The 19,880-nt window shown below is 39.4% G+C and carries 15 protein-coding genes and 1 tRNA gene; 8 read left to right on the top strand and 8 right to left on the bottom strand.

Going from position 1 to position 19,880, the window contains the following annotated elements:
- Window positions 1–164: 164 nt before the first annotated feature.
- The 3 genes from asnS (at window position 165) to ABGT15_RS10790 (ending at window position 3,780) form a co-directional block, all read left to right on the top strand.
- Window positions 165–1,610, top strand: coding sequence for an asparagine--tRNA ligase (gene asnS, locus ABGT15_RS10800; RefSeq protein ID WP_367231434.1), 1,446 nt, complete (start codon window positions 165–167; stop codon window positions 1,608–1,610).
- An 86-nt stretch (window positions 1,611–1,696) separates the two neighbouring features.
- Window positions 1,697–3,163: an RNA polymerase factor sigma-54 gene (rpoN, locus tag ABGT15_RS10795; RefSeq protein WP_367231433.1), complete on the top strand. Its 1,467-nt coding sequence runs from the start codon at window positions 1,697–1,699 to the stop codon at window positions 3,161–3,163.
- A gap of 2 nt (window positions 3,164–3,165) precedes the next feature.
- Window positions 3,166–3,780, top strand: coding sequence for a hypothetical protein (locus ABGT15_RS10790; RefSeq protein WP_367231432.1), 615 nt, complete (start codon window positions 3,166–3,168; stop codon window positions 3,778–3,780).
- Here ABGT15_RS10790 and ABGT15_RS10785 read toward each other — a convergent pair.
- The 6 genes from ABGT15_RS10785 to ABGT15_RS10760 form a co-directional block, all read right to left on the bottom strand.
- On the bottom strand, window positions 3,775–4,479 hold the full coding sequence (locus tag ABGT15_RS10785; protein WP_367231431.1) for a porin family protein: 705 nt from the start codon (window positions 4,477–4,479) through the stop codon (window positions 3,775–3,777). The genes ABGT15_RS10790 and ABGT15_RS10785 overlap by 6 nt on opposite strands.
- 65 nt (window positions 4,480–4,544) lie before the next feature.
- A tRNA-Ser gene (locus ABGT15_RS10780) sits at window positions 4,545–4,631 on the bottom strand.
- 60 nt (window positions 4,632–4,691) lie between these two features.
- Window positions 4,692–5,720, bottom strand: a complete 1,029-nt coding sequence (locus tag ABGT15_RS10775; protein WP_367231430.1) for an asparaginase — start codon at window positions 5,718–5,720, stop codon at window positions 4,692–4,694.
- Window positions 5,710–6,849 (bottom strand): 1-acyl-sn-glycerol-3-phosphate acyltransferase, encoded by a 1,140-nt coding sequence (locus tag ABGT15_RS10770; protein WP_367231429.1) that lies wholly within the window; start codon window positions 6,847–6,849, stop codon window positions 5,710–5,712. Before ABGT15_RS10770 ends, ABGT15_RS10775 begins: the two co-directional genes overlap by 11 nt.
- 65 nt (window positions 6,850–6,914) lie before the next feature.
- Complete coding sequence (locus ABGT15_RS10765) at window positions 6,915–7,682, bottom strand: TatD family hydrolase (RefSeq protein ID WP_367231428.1); 768 nt, start codon at window positions 7,680–7,682, stop codon at window positions 6,915–6,917.
- Window positions 7,683–7,788: 106 nt separating this feature from the next.
- A complete protein-coding gene (locus tag ABGT15_RS10760; protein ID WP_367231427.1) occupies window positions 7,789–9,645 on the bottom strand; it encodes a T9SS type A sorting domain-containing protein in 1,857 nt (618 codons plus the stop codon).
- Between the two features lie 118 nt (window positions 9,646–9,763).
- Between ABGT15_RS10760 and ABGT15_RS10755 the strand changes: the two genes are divergently transcribed.
- The 4 genes from ABGT15_RS10755 to ABGT15_RS10740 all read left to right on the top strand — a co-directional run bounded on the left by ABGT15_RS10755 (window position 9,764) and on the right by ABGT15_RS10740 (window position 14,934).
- Window positions 9,764–10,201: a retropepsin-like aspartic protease gene (locus ABGT15_RS10755; protein ID WP_367231426.1), complete on the top strand. Its 438-nt coding sequence runs from the start codon at window positions 9,764–9,766 to the stop codon at window positions 10,199–10,201.
- Between the two features lie 110 nt (window positions 10,202–10,311).
- Entirely contained in the window at window positions 10,312–12,570 is a 2,259-nt protein-coding gene (locus ABGT15_RS10750; RefSeq protein WP_367231425.1) for a DUF7619 domain-containing protein, read from the top strand.
- 240 nt (window positions 12,571–12,810) lie between these two features.
- The gene (locus ABGT15_RS10745) at window positions 12,811–13,362 is read left to right on the top strand and encodes an ASCH domain-containing protein (protein ID WP_367231424.1); all 552 of its coding nucleotides are present in this window, start codon (window positions 12,811–12,813) and stop codon (window positions 13,360–13,362) included.
- 465 nt (window positions 13,363–13,827) lie between these two features.
- Window positions 13,828–14,934, top strand: coding sequence for a hypothetical protein (locus ABGT15_RS10740; RefSeq protein WP_367231423.1), 1,107 nt, complete (start codon window positions 13,828–13,830; stop codon window positions 14,932–14,934).
- A gap of 238 nt (window positions 14,935–15,172) precedes the next feature.
- Here the strand turns inward: ABGT15_RS10740 and odhB are convergent, their stop codons facing one another.
- Together odhB and ABGT15_RS10730 are read right to left on the bottom strand one after the other, a co-directional pair.
- Window positions 15,173–16,387 carry a 2-oxoglutarate dehydrogenase complex dihydrolipoyllysine-residue succinyltransferase gene (gene odhB, locus ABGT15_RS10735; RefSeq protein ID WP_367231422.1) on the bottom strand — a complete coding sequence of 405 codons (1,215 nt, stop codon included), beginning with the start codon at window positions 16,385–16,387 and terminating at the stop codon, window positions 15,173–15,175.
- A 55-nt stretch (window positions 16,388–16,442) separates the two neighbouring features.
- Window positions 16,443–19,214 carry a 2-oxoglutarate dehydrogenase E1 component gene (locus ABGT15_RS10730; RefSeq protein ID WP_367231421.1) on the bottom strand — a complete coding sequence of 924 codons (2,772 nt, stop codon included), beginning with the start codon at window positions 19,212–19,214 and terminating at the stop codon, window positions 16,443–16,445.
- A 107-nt stretch (window positions 19,215–19,321) separates the two neighbouring features.
- On the opposite strand from ABGT15_RS10730, the gene ABGT15_RS10725 reads away from it, so the two are divergent.
- Window positions 19,322–19,876, top strand: coding sequence for a hypothetical protein (locus ABGT15_RS10725; RefSeq protein ID WP_367231420.1), 555 nt, complete (start codon window positions 19,322–19,324; stop codon window positions 19,874–19,876).
- The last annotated feature ends 4 nt before the right edge of the window (window positions 19,877–19,880 follow it).

Genomic DNA, 19,880 nt, shown 5'->3' with positions numbered 1-19,880 from the left:
ATTTAAGTTGACTGCAAAGATAACGTTTGATTCCTTAATCTTTTGTAAAAACTGAGGCTCAAAAAGTTAAATTCACCCAGCTTTTTACTACATTTGCAGCCATTAATTTTTATTTATCGATAATTTCAGTTGTATAAGGAAAACTGAAGCAAAACATTGAAAAAATGAAACATACTAAAGTTAAAGACCTGCTTAACAGCGCACCGGGACTACATGAAGTAAAAGCAAAAGGATGGGTTAGAACATTTAGAAACAATCAGTTTATCGCGTTGAACGACGGTTCGACTATCAATAATATCCAGTGTGTGGTTGATTTTGAAAACACACCGGAAGAAACCTTAAAAAGAATTACAACAGGAGCTGCTGTTTGTGTAGTGGGAGCATTGACTGAAAGTCAGGGTGCCGGACAAAAAGTAGAAATTCAGGTTAGCAAAATAGAAATTTTAGGCGATTGCGATGCGGAAAAATATCCGATGCAACCTAAAAAACACTCCTTGGAATTTTTGCGTGAAAACGCGCATTTAAGAATTCGTACCAATATGTTTGGAGCGATTATGCGCGTGCGTTCAACGTTGGCTTTTGCAGTCCACCAATATTTTCAGGAGCAAGGCTTTTTCTATGTAAATACGCCTATCATTACTGGATCGGACGCGGAAGGTGCAGGAGAAATGTTCCGAGTAACCTCCTTGCCTTTTGACGGCACGCCAAGAACCGAAGACGGAAAAGTAAACTTCAAAGAAGATTTCTTCGGAACAGAAACCAACCTGACCGTTTCAGGCCAGTTGAATGGTGAAACCTATGCTATGGCATTAGGACAGATTTATACGTTCGGACCAACCTTCCGTGCTGAAAACTCGAACACCTCGCGTCACCTGGCAGAATTCTGGATGATTGAGCCGGAAGTTGCCTTCAACAATTTAGCAGACAACATGGATTTGGCGGAAGATTTCATCAAATACGTGATCAAATATACCACCGAGAAATGTGCGGACGATTTGAAATTCTTAGAGCAACGTTTATTGGAAGAAGAAAAATCGAAACCACAGGCGGAAAGAAGTGAAATGACACTTCTGGAAAAATTGAGTTTTGTAATGGACAACAACTTCAAACGTGTTTCCTATACCGAAGCCATCGACATTCTTAAAAATTCGAAACCGAACAAGAATAAAAAATTCCAGTACCTGATTGACGAATGGGGTGCCGATTTACAAAGTGAACACGAGCGTTTCTTAGTAGAAAAACACTTTAAATGTCCCGTAATTTTATTTGATTATCCTGCAAAAATCAAGGCATTTTACATGCGCTTGAACGACAACACCGAACCAGGTATGGAAACCGTACGCGCCATGGACATTTTATTCCCAGGCATCGGTGAAATCGTAGGCGGTTCACAAAGAGAGGAACGTTACGACGTGCTTTTAGAGAAAATGAAAACCTTAGGGATTGACGAAAAAGAATTGCACTGGTACTTAGACACCCGTCGTTTCGGAAGCGCTGTACACTCCGGTTTCGGACTTGGTTTCGAGCGTTTGGTATTGTTTGTAACCGGCATGAGTAACATCCGCGATGTAATCCCGTTCCCAAGAACACCGCAAAACGCTGAGTTCTAATAAAATTTAGTTTATAATTTACAGTTCCAAGTTTCAGGTTTTTTACTAACTTTAAGCTTGGAACTTTTGCATAAAAACCTTTGTAAATGCTCAAACAGAATCTTCAATTTAAGTTATCTCAAAAATTATCGCCTCAGCAAATTCAACTGATGAAGCTGATTCAATTGCCTACGCAGGCCTTTGAACAACGCTTAAAAGAAGAGATGGTGGAAAACCCCGCTTTGGAATCTGGAAAAGAAGAAAGCCTGGAAACCGAAGACTACAATACTGAAGACGATTACGATGACTATGACGACTTCGACAACGAAAAAATCGATGCTGACGAAATCAATATTGATGAGTACCTGAGCAATGATGAAACCCCGGATTACAAGCTTCAGGCAAACAATTACAGTGATGACGATGAAGACCGAAGCCTTCCTTTTGCAGCAACCGTGAGTTTTCATCAGGATTTAATCAACCAACTGAATACCTTTATACTTTCCGATGAAGAACGGGAAATTGCCGAATTTTTAGTGGGCAGCATTGACGACATGGGTTACATCCGTCGAAGCATTCAGGACATCGTAGACGACATGGCCTTTACACAAGGTATTTATACGGAAGAAAAGAAAGTGGAGCAAATTCTTCACATTATCCATCAATTGGAACCAGCCGGGGTAGGTGCAAGAGATCTTCAGGAATGCTTACTGTTGCAACTTCGCCATAAAACCCCAACGGATTCGGTGAGTCTGGCTATCAGCATCCTTGAAAATCAATTTGAAGCGTTCACCAAAAAACATTACGACAAACTATTACAAAAGTTTGATGTTTCCCAGGAACAACTGCGCAAAGCGATTGATGAAATTGAAAAGTTAAATCCGAAACCGGGAGGCTCGTTTGACAATAGCTCCAAAACCGTAGAGCACGTTGTTCCGGATTTCACCATAAGGGTAACCGACGGCGAACTGGAACTGTCCTTAAACGGCAGAAACGCACCGGAACTGCATGTTTCCAAAGACTATCAGGAAATGCTGCAAACCTATAAAGATTCGAGAGACAAATCGAATGCCCAGAAAGATGCGGTGCAATTTATCAAACAGAAATTGGATTCCGCTAAATGGTTCATCGATGCCATCAAACAGCGCAATGAAACCCTTTGGGTAACCATGAATGCTATTATGCATTATCAGCAGGAATATTTTCTGGACGGCGATGAAACCAAGCTAAAACCTATGATTCTGAAAGATATTGCAGACATGATAGGTTTAGACATCTCAACCATTTCCCGAGTAGCCAACAGTAAGTACATTGAAACTCCCTATGGCACTAAATTAATTAAGGAATTTTTCTCCGAAGCCATGAAAAATGACCAGGGCGAAGATGTTTCCACCATAGAAATTAAAAAAATATTACAGTTAGTTATCGAGGAAGAAGACAAAAGCAAGCCCCTTCCGGATGACAAATTAGCCGATATTCTAAAGGAAAAAGGCTATCCGATTGCCCGAAGAACCATTGCCAAATACCGTGAACAACTGGATATTCCGGTAGCACGAATGCGTAAAAAAATATAGCCATGGATTTGAAAAAGATTTTACCTTTCTTTTCCTATGCTTTTCACCCGCTTTTTATTTCGGTTTATGCTGCCTTGTTTTATTTTTATGTTACCAAAGGCTTTTTCTATCCGCATGAAATCTGGCTTACGCTGATTCAGATTAGTATCCTGACAGTTTTTCTCCCGTTATCGATGTATTTTTTATTAAAATCATTGGGATTGATAAAATCGGGCATCATGCTGAACGAAACCCGCGAAAGACGGTTACCGCTTGCCTTTCAAGCCATGTTTTTTCTAGTTTTAACCCAACATAGTTTTTCCACCATTGTAGTACCAGAGTTGTATTACTTTTATAATGGTGCATTAATCAGTACTTTTTTGGCCCTACTCCTTTCGGTGTTTCATTTCAAAGCAAGCATCCATATGATTGGAATTACAGGTCTTTCTCTTTTTATAATAGGCATCTCGTTGCACTACGGTGTGCCATTTTTAAACCTCATTGCTTTTTCAATGGTACTGATTGGCTGTGTTGCATCTTCCCGACTTTACATGAACGCACATTCAGTAAAAGAAATTCTGATAGGAATTTTTGCAGGTGCACTGCCACAAATAGGACTTTGGTATTTTTGGTTATAAGATATAAAACATCAAACCTAAATTAAGCGAATTCAATTCCAAATCTTTACCTGCCACAGTTCCTTTTTTAAAAATTGGACTTAATCCATAGTAAGCATACAGATTCCAGGTATTATATCCGGCATTAATATAAGCTCCATATTGAAATGTATTCAACGCATCAATATTAGCCAACTTATAATTAACACCCGGAGCCTTATAAACCGCTTTGGAAGCAAAAACATAACTCGCTTTAAAGCCCGTATATATTCGCCAAAACTTATGGCTTTCGGGTGTAGATGTCCGCCAACGGATTTCCAACGGCACATCAACTGTATGCAGCTCTAACTTATTTTTATCAAAAGAAGACTCTGATACTACATCGAAAAAAGTTTCATTTGCTGCCGTTTTAGTAACGGTTAAATTATGCTTAATGCTTGTAAACGAATAGCCCGCTCCCAAAGCAAACGCAATAGTCCTTTTTTTATTCACAGGCATATCCCTCAAGAAACCAAAAGCAAAAGTAGGTGAAAAACCGCGCTGGGAATAGTCCGAAGGTTTACTTTGCACCAAATTGTATGCCATGGAAAAATAAAACTGATCTTCCCTATAAAGAGAATCGACAACAGCAACAGTCTTCTTTTCAGGCTCTTTTTCGTCCTGATCCTGACCTAAAACAGGCAAAGCAACCATTAGCAGTAACAACCAAAGATTTTTCATAGGCTAAATTTTCCAACACTAAGGTAATAAAAAAAGGCAATCTTACGATTGCCTTGCTCATTTAGCAGAGGAGATGGGATTCGAACCCACGATACAGTTACCCATATACAAACTTTCCAGGCTTGCTCCTTCAACCACTCGGACACCCCTCTAAATTCAGATTGCGAAATAACGACTTTTATTTGGTTTATTCAACGATTTCGAAGAAAATTTTACGACAATTCTCCCCGAATGGAAGTCTCAAAAATAGTTTTGAATACTGCCTGTGGTACATTTTGCCCTAACAGATACATTAATTTGGTTACAGCAGCTTCCGTTGTGATGTCCCTACCTGAAATTACTCCCATTTTTTTAAGCTGAATTCCGGTTTCGTACTTATCCATATTTACACTACCGCCAGAACACTGTGTAACGTTCACTACATGCAAACCTCCTTTTATGGCTTTTTTAAGGGTACTGATAAACCAATCTTCAGTTGGTGCATTCCCGGAACCATAGGTTTCCAGCACCACACCTCTTAAATTCGGAATGGACAACACTGCTTTCAGAACACTTTCATTAATTCCCGGAAACATCTTAATTACCACCACATGACTGTCAAATTCCTTATTGACTTTCATTTTTTTATTTCCCGTTTTCTTTAAAAGTAATTCATTGTTTACTTTTAAATGCACACCGGATTCCGCCAATTCAGGATAATTTGGAGAGGCAAAAGCATTAAAATGTTCAGCACTGATTTTTGAAGTTCGATTGCCTCTGTACAGTTTATATTCAAAGTACAAGGACACTTCCGAAATTACCGGTTTTCCTTTATGACGCAACGAAGCAATCTGGATTGCGGTAATCAAATTCTCTTTCGCATCGGTACGCAAATCTCCGATAGGTAATTGTGAACCCGTAAAAACAATCGGCTTAGCCAGATTTTCAAACATAAAACTCAAGGCCGAAGCAGAATACGACATGGTATCAGAACCGTGAAGAATTACAAATCCATCGAAGGCATCGTAATTTTTTTCTACCGCTTCCGCCATAGCCACCCACTTTTCAGGGTTCATATTAGACGAATCTATCGGATTTCCAAACGAAAAGGTTTCGATTTCGCAGTCTAACAATCGCAGTTCGGGGATGTTGTGTAATAACTCGTCGAAGTTGAAGGCTTTAAGCACACCGGTTTCGGAATCTTTTACCATTCCAATGGTTCCCCCAGTGTAAACCAACAATATTTTCGGTTTAGTCGACATTACCGTATTTCATTTTATTTATTACGGGATTTGCATACATGGCCAGGAAACTGTCGCGCAGCGTTTCTTTTTCACTGCCCAGACGCATTTCCAGGCGTCTTTCAAAAAGTTGTTTTTCCTTTTCGGTGTATTTTGTCGCAAATTGATCCGTGGTGTGAAGTAAATCGTAAGCAATAAAATTGGTCGGCCACAGCTTATAAGTAGACAAGATGGAATCGTCAATTACCTGAGCCAATGCTTGTATCTGTTTGTTGGTATTATCGTTTTCGGCAATAATTTTATCGTATTCTTTATCCAAAATATCGCCTACATGAATATGGATACGCTTTTTTTGTCCGATAACACCGCTGATTAACGTAATAAAATCTTCGTTTTTTTCTTTGATATACACCTCATCGTTAGCCTCTGCCATCAATTGCGGCATTTTAAGCGCATCGGTCGGATCGTATTCGTAAGAAATAGAAACCGGAACCACCTTGATTTTTCGGAAGAAATCCATAACATTCTTTTCATCCGAAGCCATAGCCAGCATCTTCAGAACACCTTGATGGGTTGCATCGTTTCCGTCTTTGGTTCTTCCTTCACGCTGTGCAATCCAAACAGATCTATTTTCTTTGGACAGCAAATGATACATGAATTCCGACATCAATTTGGAACTTTGCAACAACTCTCTTGGCGGCAAACCTCTTCGAACCAGGAAATTACGATTCAAACGGGATAAGGCCAATAAAAAAGATTTCTGCACCAGATTATCTCCAATGGCTGAAGCGGTCATAATCTGCCCATGATCGTACAAACTTACATTAAGCAATGAGGTATCCAGAATAATATCACGGTGATTGGAAATGAAAAGATAGGAACAACTCGGATCCAGTTTTTCAAATCCCGAAGTGGTCAGCCCTTCCGAACTGCGTTCTAACACGCGCTGAATGGACTGATAAATAAAATTAACCTGAAAATCGCGAATAGAATGGGTGCGTTTTAACTGTTCCATCCATACCGACTCGTCCATATCCGGAAAAGTGAAACTCATCAAAGCCTTCATCATAGGATGATTAGCAATGCTCTGAATGGCGGCATTTACCTCACTGTCGTAAAACTGACGAATCGAATCGAATTTTGTTGGCATTTTGGTTAATTCGTTAACAATTCACAAAAGAACGAATTTTTTGTGAATCAAAGGGAATTTCTTTGTTAAATCCCGAAAACTTCTTTTGAATTTTCAGTGGTGATGCGGGCAATTTCAGCAACCGGGAGTTGGTAAATTTCAGAAAGTTTTTCGGCAACCAGCGCAACATAGCTGCTTTCGTTGCGCTTTCCGCGATACGGAACCGGTGCCAAATAAGGCGAATCCGTTTCCAGAACAATATGTTTTAGATCGATTTGATGCAAAAACTGATCAATTTTTCCGTTTTTAAAGGTAACAACACCTCCGATTCCCAGTTTCATATTGTAGGAAATCGCCTGAAGCGCCTGTTCGTAGGTTCCACTGAAGCAGTGAAAAATCCCGAACAACTCCTCTGATTTTTCCAGTTCCAGCACTTCGAAAATTTCATCAAAAGCGTCTCGACAATGGATATTAATCGGCAATTGATACTTTTTCGCCCATTGAATCTGTTTTTGAAAAGCTATTTTCTGAATGTCCAGCGTGGTTTTATCCCAATACAGATCAATCCCAATTTCTCCGATGGCGGCAAATTTTCGCTTGGCCAATTCGGCTTCCACATGCGCCAGTTCCGCTTCATAATTTTCTTTCACATAACAGGGATGCAAGCCCATCATTAAATGAATATTATCGGGGAATTGCTGTTCCAAAGCATACATTTTTTGGGTATAACTTGCGTCAATCGACGGAACAAAAAAACGTTTCACACCACTATTCAGGGCGCGGTTTATCATCTCGGTTCTGTCTTCGGCAAATTCTTCAGAGTATAAATGCGTATGGGTGTCTGTCAAGATCATGATCAAAATTTGACGCAAAGGTAAGGTAAGATTAAAAAGCTTCAAATCAGAAGGCATAAAAAAACCGCCTTTAAAAGACGGTTTTCTTTTTATAGTAATAAGGTGTTTATCGTTTAATCATTTTCACCTGATGGGTTGTATCACCCTGATGCACCACTACCAAATAAATACCGCTTTGGTAGGCTGAACCTATTTTTAAAGTATTTCCCATGCTATTTAACACTTCAATCTGGCGTCCGCTTTGGTCAAATACGGTAACTTTTGCCGGCGAATTAGCCCCCAAAGTTAATTGGAATTCTGAAACAAATGGGTTTGGATACGCCTTAACTTCATCAGTATTTTCCATTCTTACTTCCAAATCACCATCTGTGAATCTTGCAGTACCCGGTGTGGTAACCGTACATACCGTCCCGTAACCCGACCAAAACAAATTGCCAAAATAATTTTTCTGATACTGTATTGAAACGGAATAACTTACACCTGGATCAACGGTTAACGTTTGCAATTCGGTTAACTTGAAATAGGTACTCCCACCAGCTGTTTTTTCAATAACTTCTTCAATTTCCGGCTCGGCTGTTTTCCAAACTTTAAATCGGATTGCTGTAGCACCATATACAGACGTATTGTATATCGACACCGAGTTACTACTTAAAGCTGTATTACACTGTGCCGGCACCACTTGTGAAGTTGGCATATTTGGCGTACTTACATTACATACTGCTCCATAATCTGACCAATAATCGGTTCCGAAGTAACTTTTCTGATGCTGAATCGACACTGCATATGTAGTTCCAAACTGCAAAGGAATTGTCTGTAATTCGGTTAGTCTGAAAAAAGAGCTTCCGTTAGCGGCCACTTTTTCAATAACTTCCTCACCGAATGCGGAATTCGGAATTGTAATTTTGAATCGTATTATTGATGCTCCTTGCACTGAAGCACTATATATAGGAGTATCAAGCGAACTTAACGTGGCATTACAAAGTGCCGACACAACTTGAGTCGTTGGCATGTTCGGCGTCGATACCGTACAGGTTTGTCCGTAGGGCGACCAAACGGGAATAGCATTCACTGTTTTATGAATCTGTACCGTAACCAAATATCCTTTATTAAAATCCAAGGGTATGGTTTGCAATTCCGTCAATCTGAAATAGGTACTGTTAGTCATTGGTTTTTCAACAACTTCTTCCACCGAAGGATTGTCCTGACGGGCCACTTTAAAACGAACCCTGTCCGCCCCTAAAACAGATATGGAATAAATTGGAGTTTCCAAAGTTGCCAATGTACCGCCACACTGCGAAGCCCAAATTGTTGTCGGAGCCAATGAAGGTCTGTTTTCATTTACACCGTTAACATTGTAACTGCTGATTCGTATCGCACTGTTAGTCCCTGTTGTTCCATAAGCATACAAGCGCACTGTTATCGTTTCGTAAATATTATTCATGTAATCATTCGTCATCAGATTGGCAAACGAAACCGTGGTAGTTCCTGTACCGGTAACAGCCTGAGTACCCAAAACCACACTACCCGCTACACTTGGACGGGTAATGACCAATGTGAAGTTATTGGGGCTTTGCGCGTTTTGACGTGTAATCTGGAAGGAGATTTGATTAATATCCAGCATCCTGTCTTCAGCAGGGGTTAACGTAAACTGAAGGTAATCATTGGTGGTTTGGGCATTCGCAAGCGTTGTCTGCCCCCAGTTTCTAACCGCATAAAGATTTGCCGTACCAGAAACGCCGGTGGCACCAGCTCCGACGCTTAGTCCTTGTGCCGTAATTCCGGATGATGTGAAAGCATTGGGCGACAAATAAGGATTCGGATACGTTGGGGTCGAACCGTTAAAACTGTCGGAATGTAAGGTAGTTTGTGCCCATAAAGGACTAACAATCATAAAAGTTAAAAAGGTTAAAAACCAATAACTTTGTCCTAGCCCTCTAAAATTAAGTGGTATTTTTGAAATCATAGCAAGAACATTTATAATTAATCTCACTAATTTATCGAAAATAATTTTATCTTTTTTATAATTGTTTTACAATTTCAAAAGCTTAACCATAATTTAGACAAAAGGCAACAATTTCCGGATGAATCAATTAAAAACACTCTTAAGAACAGAAGGTTACAAAAAAATAAAGTTCAAAGTTTCCAAAACACAGCATCTTTTAATTAAAGCAAAAATTAATGGTGTGGAAGGTAATTTCATTTTAGACACCGGAGCCTCGAACAGCTGCATAGGCTTTGAAAGTGTGGCTTTTTTCAACCTGACCGCCCAAGATTCACCAACACAAGCGGCAGGTGCGGGTGCTACAGGCATGTACACACAAATGGCTACCAATAATTCTTTACAGCTCTCCCGCTGGAGAACCAACGATTTTTCTGTGGTGATTTTTGATATGAGCCACGTAAACACAGCATTACAACAATACAAAGCCAAACCGGTTCACGGCATCATTGGTGCGGATATTTTATTGGAAGGAAAAGCGATCATCGACTATTTCAATCATTACTTGTACCTGAAGTAAATCGCCTTTTCCTATATTCTGAATTTACCTACAAATATAACAAATTTCATCTTTCACGTTTTGTAAATTTTATCTAACTTTGGTGAATCAATTACCTAAAAATCAACTCGATGACAAAAAACTACCTTTTCGTGCTTTTAATCAGTTGCTGCTGTTTTATACCTGGCTGGGGGCAAAACTGCACCACCCCTACCACTCTAATGGTATCACAAATAACAGGAACTTCGGCTGCTTTATCATGGAATTCTTCCGGTGATGCAACACAATGGGATATTTTACTTTTACTGGCAACGGACCCAGAACCGACCAGCACAGCAGTCCCTTCCATTTTAGGCAGCGTAAATCCTTTTTTAATAACAGGCCTTGTACCCTGCACTTCCTATAAATGCTACGTAAGATCCGTTTGTGCGCCATCCGAAACCAGCGCCTGGACACAAGCCCGGTATTTCACCACTATGGGGATGCCCAGCTGTGCCTTTTCCGTGAATATCATTCAATCCTCAGATGTTCCTGTCAGTTCGTTATTTGCTGAAGTAATCGGAGGCACAGGCCCTTTCAGTTTTCAATGGAGCCTGAATGGAGTCCCTATCTCTGGCGCTACCGGACAGACTTATTTTACACAAGGGCAATCCGGTCAGTATCAGGTAACGGTAACGGATTCCACCAATGCAACGATAACCACTACTGTTTTTGTTCAGGGATTGTCAATTAATGCCAATAACGACAATATAACCCTTTACCCGAATGGTACCAACATTACACCGTCCGGCACCTCTCTTTTATCCAATGATTTTTTAAACAATTTACCGATCAACACAACGACAACCGGAAACACCAACAGTTACACGAACGTTGTCATAACTTCGGCCAATATTCCATCCGGTTTTTCAATCAATCCGAATGGAACCCTCAATATTTTACCGGGAACACCGCAGGGAACCTACACGTTTACCTATCAGATTTGCGCGGTACAAAGCCCAAATTCCTGTTCAACCGCTACAGCAACCATCACGGTAGCCAATGAAGGGTTCTTGCTGAATGCTTTTATTGACAGCAACAATAATGGCGTTCAGGACAACGGTGAGGTAAATTCCAACTTAGGGAACTTCCAATATCAGTTAAACAGCGGAACCGCCACTACGGCTGCTTCCTCTAACGGCACATATTACATCCAGGAATCGAACTCTGCAAATGTTTATACGTTCAGTTATAGTCTTAATCCGACGTACAGCAGTTATTATTCGGTAACACCATCCTCGTACAGCAATATCAGTTTTGTTGCCGGTTCCGGCGTTACGGTTTACAATTTCCCGATTACCCAACTACCTTATGCCGACGCGCTAATAGGAGTTACACAAAGCGGCGCACCGCCAAGACCCGGTTTCCAATACAGCAACAGAGTGGCCTATCATAATGCCGGAAATCAGGCTATTGCATCCGGTACGATAACTTTTACTAAAGATAACCGTGTAAGCATCACTTCTGTATCACAATCCGGAACCGTTTCCAACGCCAACGGATTTACCTATGACTTTACCAATTTACAACCTCACGAAACCCGTTCTTTTATCGTAACCATGCTGGTGCCAACGATCCCTACTGTAAACCTGAATGATGTGTTGACCAACACCGCAGCTTTCAGCAATTTATCAGCCGATGTTGTCGCCTCCAATAACACCTCGACACTTTCCCAGATTGTTGTAGGTTCGTACGACCCTAACGATAAAGCCGAAAGTCATGGCGGTAAAATCGTGCATGCTACTTTTAGCAGCAACGACTATTTAACCTACACTATTCAGTTTGAAAACACGGGAACCTATTATGCTGAAAACGTAAGAATCAACGATGTTTTAGATGCAAAATTAGACGAGACCTCCATTAAAATGGTGGATGCCAGTCACCCTTACCTTTTAAACAGATCCGGTAACAACGTAAACTGGAATTTTAATGGTATTGATTTACTTCCTGCAGGAAAAGGACACGTTACCTTCCAGATTAAACCGAAAGCCGGTTATGCGATTGGTGATATTATCCCGAATACCGCCTCGATTTATTTCGATTTCAACCCGGCGATTGTTACCAATACCACCCAAACGGAATTTGTAGCAACTATGAGTGTCTCGGAATTTAACGATGCTGCTTTTACAGTGTATCCGAACCCGACAAAAGGAGTACTATCAATTGCTTCTAAAAACGCTGCTCCTATTGAATCCGTGACACTTCATGACGTGTTGGGTAAAACCGTGATGAAACAAAACTTCGCCACAACCCAAACCACACTGGATGTTTCGCACTTAACAAGCGGCATTTATTTCCTGAGCGTGGAAGCCAACAACCAGAAAAACACGGTTAAGATTGTAAAACAATAATTACAAACACAACCTATAAAAAAATCCCGCTTCGTTATAAGCGGGATTTTTTGTTTGACAGGTTATTCAATCTTGGGAATGATGACCATCTAACTGCATTTTGAAACATTATCAGATTTGGCGATTGTGTAAGTGTTTTTTATGGTTATGTTTGTACGGATTGTATGATTTTATGAAACCCTCCTAAATGAGATTGTTTCAATTATACATATTCTTGAATTAGCTGTAACCAAAAAAACTATGCTGAAATTGATAATTCCTATTGTTTTAATAACTTTTATATCTTGTAATCAAAGTGAAAACTCAACAAAAAAAAACAATAAAAATAATGACGAAATAAGAAACACTATGACCGATTATTGGAATGAATTTCAAAACAATAATCCTGAATACATTAATACTCCACAACCACAATCATTTTTCTTTTGTGATAATAAAAAAGATGCTGATGAATGTGCCGAGTTAGTTGTTCGAAAAATTAAACAAGCAACTTCGCCATCTGTCTGGTGGTTTAAAAAAAACAATGAGTCATTTCCAAAAATTGGAGATATTGCTATTGTTACAAATTGGAATGGAGAACCTAAAGCAATAATTAGGACAACAAAAGTTGAAATAGTTAAGTTTAAAGATATAACACCTGAATATGCTTATACTGAAGGTGAAGGAGATAAATCTTTAGAACATTGGAAAAAAGTTCATTGGGATTACTACAAAAATGAGATGAAGGAATTCCATGAATCCCCAAATGAAGACATGGAAATTCTGTGCGAATATTTTGAAACTATATGGTAGCAATCAAGAATAAATCTTTGGCTACAGCTAACAGCGGTTTTAAGAAATGGCTAGCGCCGGTTTGTATTTGGAGGAGCAAGGACTTGTACTTCTAACCTATTTTCAAATTTTTCTTAAAAACCTTTCGGTATATTTGTAATGGCTAGTGTCGAATTTACGCAACTTCTTAAAGCCTCAAAACGTTAAAAACCCAACCCCATAAAAAAATCCCGCCTAAAAGACGGGATTTTTCATTTATAAACTTACCTATTAAAGCTCCAACGCCTTCTTAGGATTATTACCCATTAAAAGTTCCACCTGATTTTCCAAAGTCTCTTTTTCTGCGCTGCAATTCGATCAGTAAAAACATTTTATAAAACATCACTAAACAAGTCATTGTGTAGGTAATTTTTTATATTTATGTTTGCAGGGCTGTTTAATTTTACACAATCTTACCAGAAAAAACAACTAAAAAGAAATCAAAAAATGAAGAAAAAGTTATCAATTGCATTTGCATTTTCATTTAGCATTTATGCATTTTCACAGAATTTAACTATAACGAAAAGAGATTATAGCAATTCATCCAATTATATTCACACCTTACAAAAATTAAATTCATCAAACGGAACCGTTTTAAACAGCACTAATTTCACAACAAATTTTCCAAGTAATTCTTCTCCAAAAAGTTTAACGTTCAATCCTCAAACTAATGAAATATTTGGAATATCAGACAATATTATTACCAAAAACAATATTATAAATTCCGATGAGACCTCATTTATTTTACCTACGGCAACAGCAACAGACTACGGCGGTATAATAATTGCAAATAACAGATTGTTCGTAACCAAAAGAGATTATTCAAACTCGCCAATTTACATTCATTCAATACAAGAAATAAATCAATCAAACGGAAACATAATTAGTTCTTATAATTTAACTTCAAGCATTCCATCCTCATACAATAGAGATTTATCATACTCTAGTTTGACAAACGAAATTTACGGAATGTCTGGAAATATTATTTATAAATACAATATTACAACTGGCTCAGAAGCAACTTTAACATTACCAGTCGTTGCAAGTTCAGATTATACAGATATAATTATTGCAGAAAATAGACTTTTTGTTGTAAAAAGAGATTATAGTGTTAATCCAACAATTCACACACTATTAGAACTAAATACAAATGATGCTTCAGTAATAAACAGTCATATTTATACAACAAGTTTAACTAATTATGACAAAATAAAAAGTTTAACTTTTTTAGCAGATACTCACGAAATTTGCGGAATAATCAAAAATCAAGTTACTTCTACAAATTATAAAGTTGTAAAATATAACTTCATCAATAATACGGAAAACAGCTTTGATCTGATTTCACCAACTTCAAATGATTTTGGAGAAATCATTTCAACAGTATCAGAACAACAAAACTTATCAATAACAGGATTTAATCAAAACAATGATTCTAAAATTGTAAAAGCTTTCAATTTACTTGGGCAAGAAATTCCTGTAGAAACGTATAATCAAGTTATCATTGTGAAATTTGAAAATGGAGAAAGCAAAAAAATTGTAAAACTTAGAAAATGAGTTACCATAGTATAAGAAACAATAGAAGCGTATTGAATTCTTATGGTGACACTATAAACTTAATAACGACAAATTAAAAAATATGATAAACGAAAACGATACTATTTTCGGCTATTATTAATATAAAAACTGGTGGTAGTAGTAACAAAATTAAAACTTCGCAAAGCCACGGATGTTGTAACCATAAAAAAAATCCCGCCTAAAAGACGGGATTTTTTTATAACTATTTATAATTGGATTATAATTCCAACGCTTTCTTAGGATTATTATCCATCAAAAGTTCCACCGGATTTTCCAACGCTTCTTTTACCGCTACCAGGAATCCTACAGACTCACGTCCGTCGATGATTCGGTGATCGTAAGACAATGCTACATACATCATGGAAGCAATAACAACCTGACCGTTTACAGCAATGGGACGCTCAATAATATTGTGCATTCCTAAAATTCCTGACTGCGGAGGATTGATGATTGGCGTCGACAACATCGAACCAAAAACTCCACCGTTAGAAATAGTAAACGTTCCACCGGTCATATCGTCTACTGTAATTTGACCATCACGAGCACGTAAAGCCAAACGTTTGATTTCAGCTTCTACACCACGGAACGTTAATAACTCCGCATTTCTAACAACCGGAACCATTAAACCTTTTGGACCAGATACCGCAACGGAAATATCACAGAAGTCATACGAAATCTTGTGATCTCCATCGATCATCGAGTTTACATCCGGATACAATTGCAATGCTCTTGTAACCGCTTTGGTAAAGAACGACATGAATCCTAAAGAAACTCCGTGCTTGTCTTTGAAAGCATCTTTATATTCGTTTCTTAATTTATTAACGTTGGTTAAATTAACTTCGTTGAAAGTTGTCAACATTGCGGTCTCGTTTTTAGCCGCTACTAAACGTTCAGCCACTTTACGACGCAACATCGATAATTTTGTTCTTTCCGAACCACGAGAACCTCCGGTTGGTGTTCCCATAGAAGGCACAGCGTTCACTGCATCATCTTTGGTGATTCTTCCACCTTTACCAGTACCCACGATATCTGTTGGCTGGATGTTTTTCTCGTCTAATATTTTTTTAGCTGCCGGCGATGGTGCGCTGGTAGCGTATGTTGCAGCTGCCGGAGCCGGTGCTGCTTTTGGAGTCTCAGCCTTTGGTGCTTCTTCCACTTTTGCTGCTGCTGGAGCTGCACCACCTTCTGGTCTTGCGGCATCCGTATCGATTAAACAAACTACTGCACCTACTGCTACTGTATCACCTTCTTCTGCTTTAAGGGTAATTACACCACTCATTTCAGCTGGCAACTCTAAAGTAGCTTTGTCAGAATCAACCTCAGCAATCGCCTGATCTTTTTCTACATAATCGCCGTCTTTTACTAACCAAGTAGCAATTTCTACTTCTTTGATCGATTCCCCCGGTGAAGGGACTTTCATTTCTAAAATCATCTTTTATATAATTTTATAGGTGTTGTTATTTATAAGATTCTCAAAAATACAATTTTTATTGAAATAAGGTTTTATCAAAAACCATCGCAATAGCGGCTGCATGACGTTTTTTAGAACGCACATAACTTCCCGCTGCCGGCGCACTGTATGCTTTAGGCGACGCTACACGGAACTTCACCTCGTGGAAGTTCATCAGCATAAAGCCGTAAGCTCCCATATTTCTTGGCTCTTCCTGTGCCCAAACGTAATCGTCTGCATTTGGATATTGTGCGATGATTGCTTTCATTTGCTCCACTGGTAATGGGAACAATTGCTCCAAACGCACCAAAGCTACATCGTTTCTTCCGTTCGCTTCGCGTTCTGCTTTTAAGTCGTAGTAGAATTTACCGGTACAGAATACCAACGTTTTCACCTCCGCTTTATTTACGTTTGCATCGTCGATAACTTCCTGGAATTGTCCGTTTGCAAATTCTTCTACAGACGAAACGGCTTCCGGGTGACGCAATAAACTCTTCGGAGTAAATACCACCAATGGCTTACGGAATTTCGTAACCAACTGTCTTCTTAATAAGTGGAAGAAATTCGCCGGTGTAGTACAATCTGCTACATACATATTGTGATTTGCACACAGCTGAAGGAAACGTTCCATACGAGCTGAGGAGTGTTCTGCTCCTTGGTTCTCATAACCGTGCGGCAACAACATTACCAAACCGTTCTGGTTGTTCCACTTGTCTTCTGCTGCGGAAATGTACTGGTCAATCATGATTTGCGCCCCGTTTCCGAAATCTCCAAACTGTGCTTCCCAGATCGTTAAAGCATTTGGATTCGCTAACGCATAGCCGTATTCAAAGCCTAAAACTCCATACTCGGAAAGGTGGGAATTGTATACGGAGAAATTTCCTTTTTTGTTCGGAATGTGGTTTAGCAAGATTACTTCTTCTTCAGAATCTTCCACTTTAACCACTGCGTGACGGTGTGAGAATGTTCCACGCTCTACGTCCTGACCGGAAATACGAACATCGTACCCTTCGGTCAATAACGATCCGTAGGCCATCATTTCCCCCATCGCCCAATCCAATTTGTCCGTTTCGAAGAACATTGCTTTTCTGTCTCCGATTAGTTTGGTGATTTTGCTGATGAATTTTTTATCCGATGGCAATTCCGTTACGGTTTTCGCCACATCTTTTAAAACTTGTTTGTCGACTTTTGTTTCAAACTTCTGAAGCATTACATTCGCTTCGGCTTGTTCAAAACCTTGCCATTCGTCCTGCATGAACGGGCTGATTACCGTCAAATCTTTTTTACGGGAATTTTCTAAATTCTCCTCAAGATTGGCTTTGTATTCTGCTTCCAATCCAGAAACATAGTTCCCGTCAATAGTTCCTTCTGCTTTCAATTTGTCGGCATAAAGATCTCTCGCATTTTTATGTTTGGAAATGGCTTTGTATAATTTTGGCTGGGTAAAACGAGGTTCATCCCCTTCGTTATGCCCGTATTTTCTGTATCCTAATAAATCGATGAATACGTCGCTTCCGAATTCCATACGGTATTCTAAAGCAAATAACATCGCGTGTACTACCGCTTCGGCATCGTCTGCATTAACATGCAATACCGGAGACAAGGTTACTTTCGCAATGTCCGTACAGTACGTTGAAGAACGTGCATCTAAATAATTCGTGGTAAATCCAACCTGATTGTTCAATACAACGTGAATGGTTCCGCTGGTTTTGTATCCGTCCAGTTTCGCCATCTGAATGATTTCGTACACGATTCCCTGACCGGCAACCGCTGCATCTCCATGAACCGCGATCGGCAATACTTTCGAAGCATTTTCAGGATAATATTTATCTTGTTTTGCTCTTGCGATTCCTTCAATTACCGCTCCAACCGTTTCAAGGTGCGAAGGGTTCGGTGCTAAATTGATGTTGATTTTTTTACCGTTTTGTGTTGTACGGTCCGCCGTTAATCCTAAGTGGTATTTTACGTCTCCGTCGAACAAAGCATCGTCATCGTAATCTTTTCCGTCAAACTCAGAGAAAATGTCCTGCGTCGGTTTTCCGAATACATTCGCCAACACGTTCAAACGACCACGGTGCGCCATACCCATTACAAACTGCTCCACGCCTTTGTCTGCCGCAGCTTCAATAAGTACATCTAAAGCCGGGATTGCCGATTCGATTCCTTCCAAAGAGAAACGCTTCTGACCTACGTATTTCGTATGAAGGAAATTCTCAAAAGAAACCGCTTCGTTTAACTTGGCAAGGATGCGTTTTTTCTGATCGGTATTGAAATTCGGTAAATTATCGTTGATGTCTAAACGGCGCTGGATCCATTCGATAGTTTTCGGATCGCGAATGTACATGTATTCCACCCCGATGGATTCGCAATATACTTTGTTCAGGTGGTTCAGGATATCCTGAAGCGAACACGGGTTTAAGTTCACGATGCGCGCGGCATCAAAAACCGTATTCAAATCTGCGGATGACAAACCGAAATTTTCAATGGCCAAGTCCGGAGAAAATGTTCTGCGATCGCGAACCGGATTGGTTTTGGTGAATAAGTGACCGCGGGTTCTGTACCCTTCAATCAACTTTAAAACGTTAAATTCTTTTTGTAGTTTTTCCGAAACGGCGGAACAATCTCCGCTTCCGTTTGCCATAACAGCAAGCTCATCGGCAGGAGAAGCACCAAATTCATTGGCAAAATCGAACCCTTGAAAAAAACTTCTCCAACTGGGTTCTACGCTGTCCGGATTTTGTAAATATTGATCGTATAAATCGGCAAAAAATGCCGTGTGTGCTGCGTTTAAAAAGGAAAACCTGTCCATAATACGGTCGAATGACGATTTTGGGTTAAAAAATTTTACGCAAAAGTACAATACTTTATAATAATCTTCTAATGTTTTTCATACTTTTATATCATAAATTCTTCTTAATGATGAACTTGAAAATAAACATCAGTAATTTTTTAACATTACTTGCGAGTTCTCTTCTTTTTTTAACGGCAACTTCTTCCATAAAAGCACAGAATGGTAACAATGCGCCACAAAAAAGTAATTTTAAGAATCGGATTCACATTGGGGGCGGATTAGGTTTGAGTATCGGAAACGGCTATTCCAACATTATGGTAGCACCCAGTGCAATTTATGATGTAAACGATTATTTTTCAACTGGTTTAGGACTTCAATACAGTTACGTGGATTCTCGTGATTATTTCGAATCCCATCTGTACGGCATCAGTCTTATTGAATTGTTCAACCCAATTCCCGAAGTCCAGCTTTCAGCCGAATTGGAACAACTGCGCGTTAACAATACTTACACCCAATTTTCCCCTGAAATCAAGGACGATTTCTGGAACACCGCCTTGTATTTTGGAGCCGGATATCGGGCCAATAATATCACCGTCGGCATTCGCTACAACGTTTTGTATCGGGAAGCAAACAATGTGTACAGCCAGGCATGGATGCCGTTTGTTAGGGTTTATTTCTAATCAT

Origin of the sequence: Flavobacterium enshiense, assembly GCF_040750275.1 — a bacterium.
GTDB classification, from domain to species: Bacteria; Bacteroidota; Bacteroidia; order Flavobacteriales; family Flavobacteriaceae; genus Flavobacterium; species Flavobacterium enshiense_B.
Note: the sequence above shows the minus strand (reverse complement) of the source record. Positions and strands in the feature narration are given on the sequence as shown.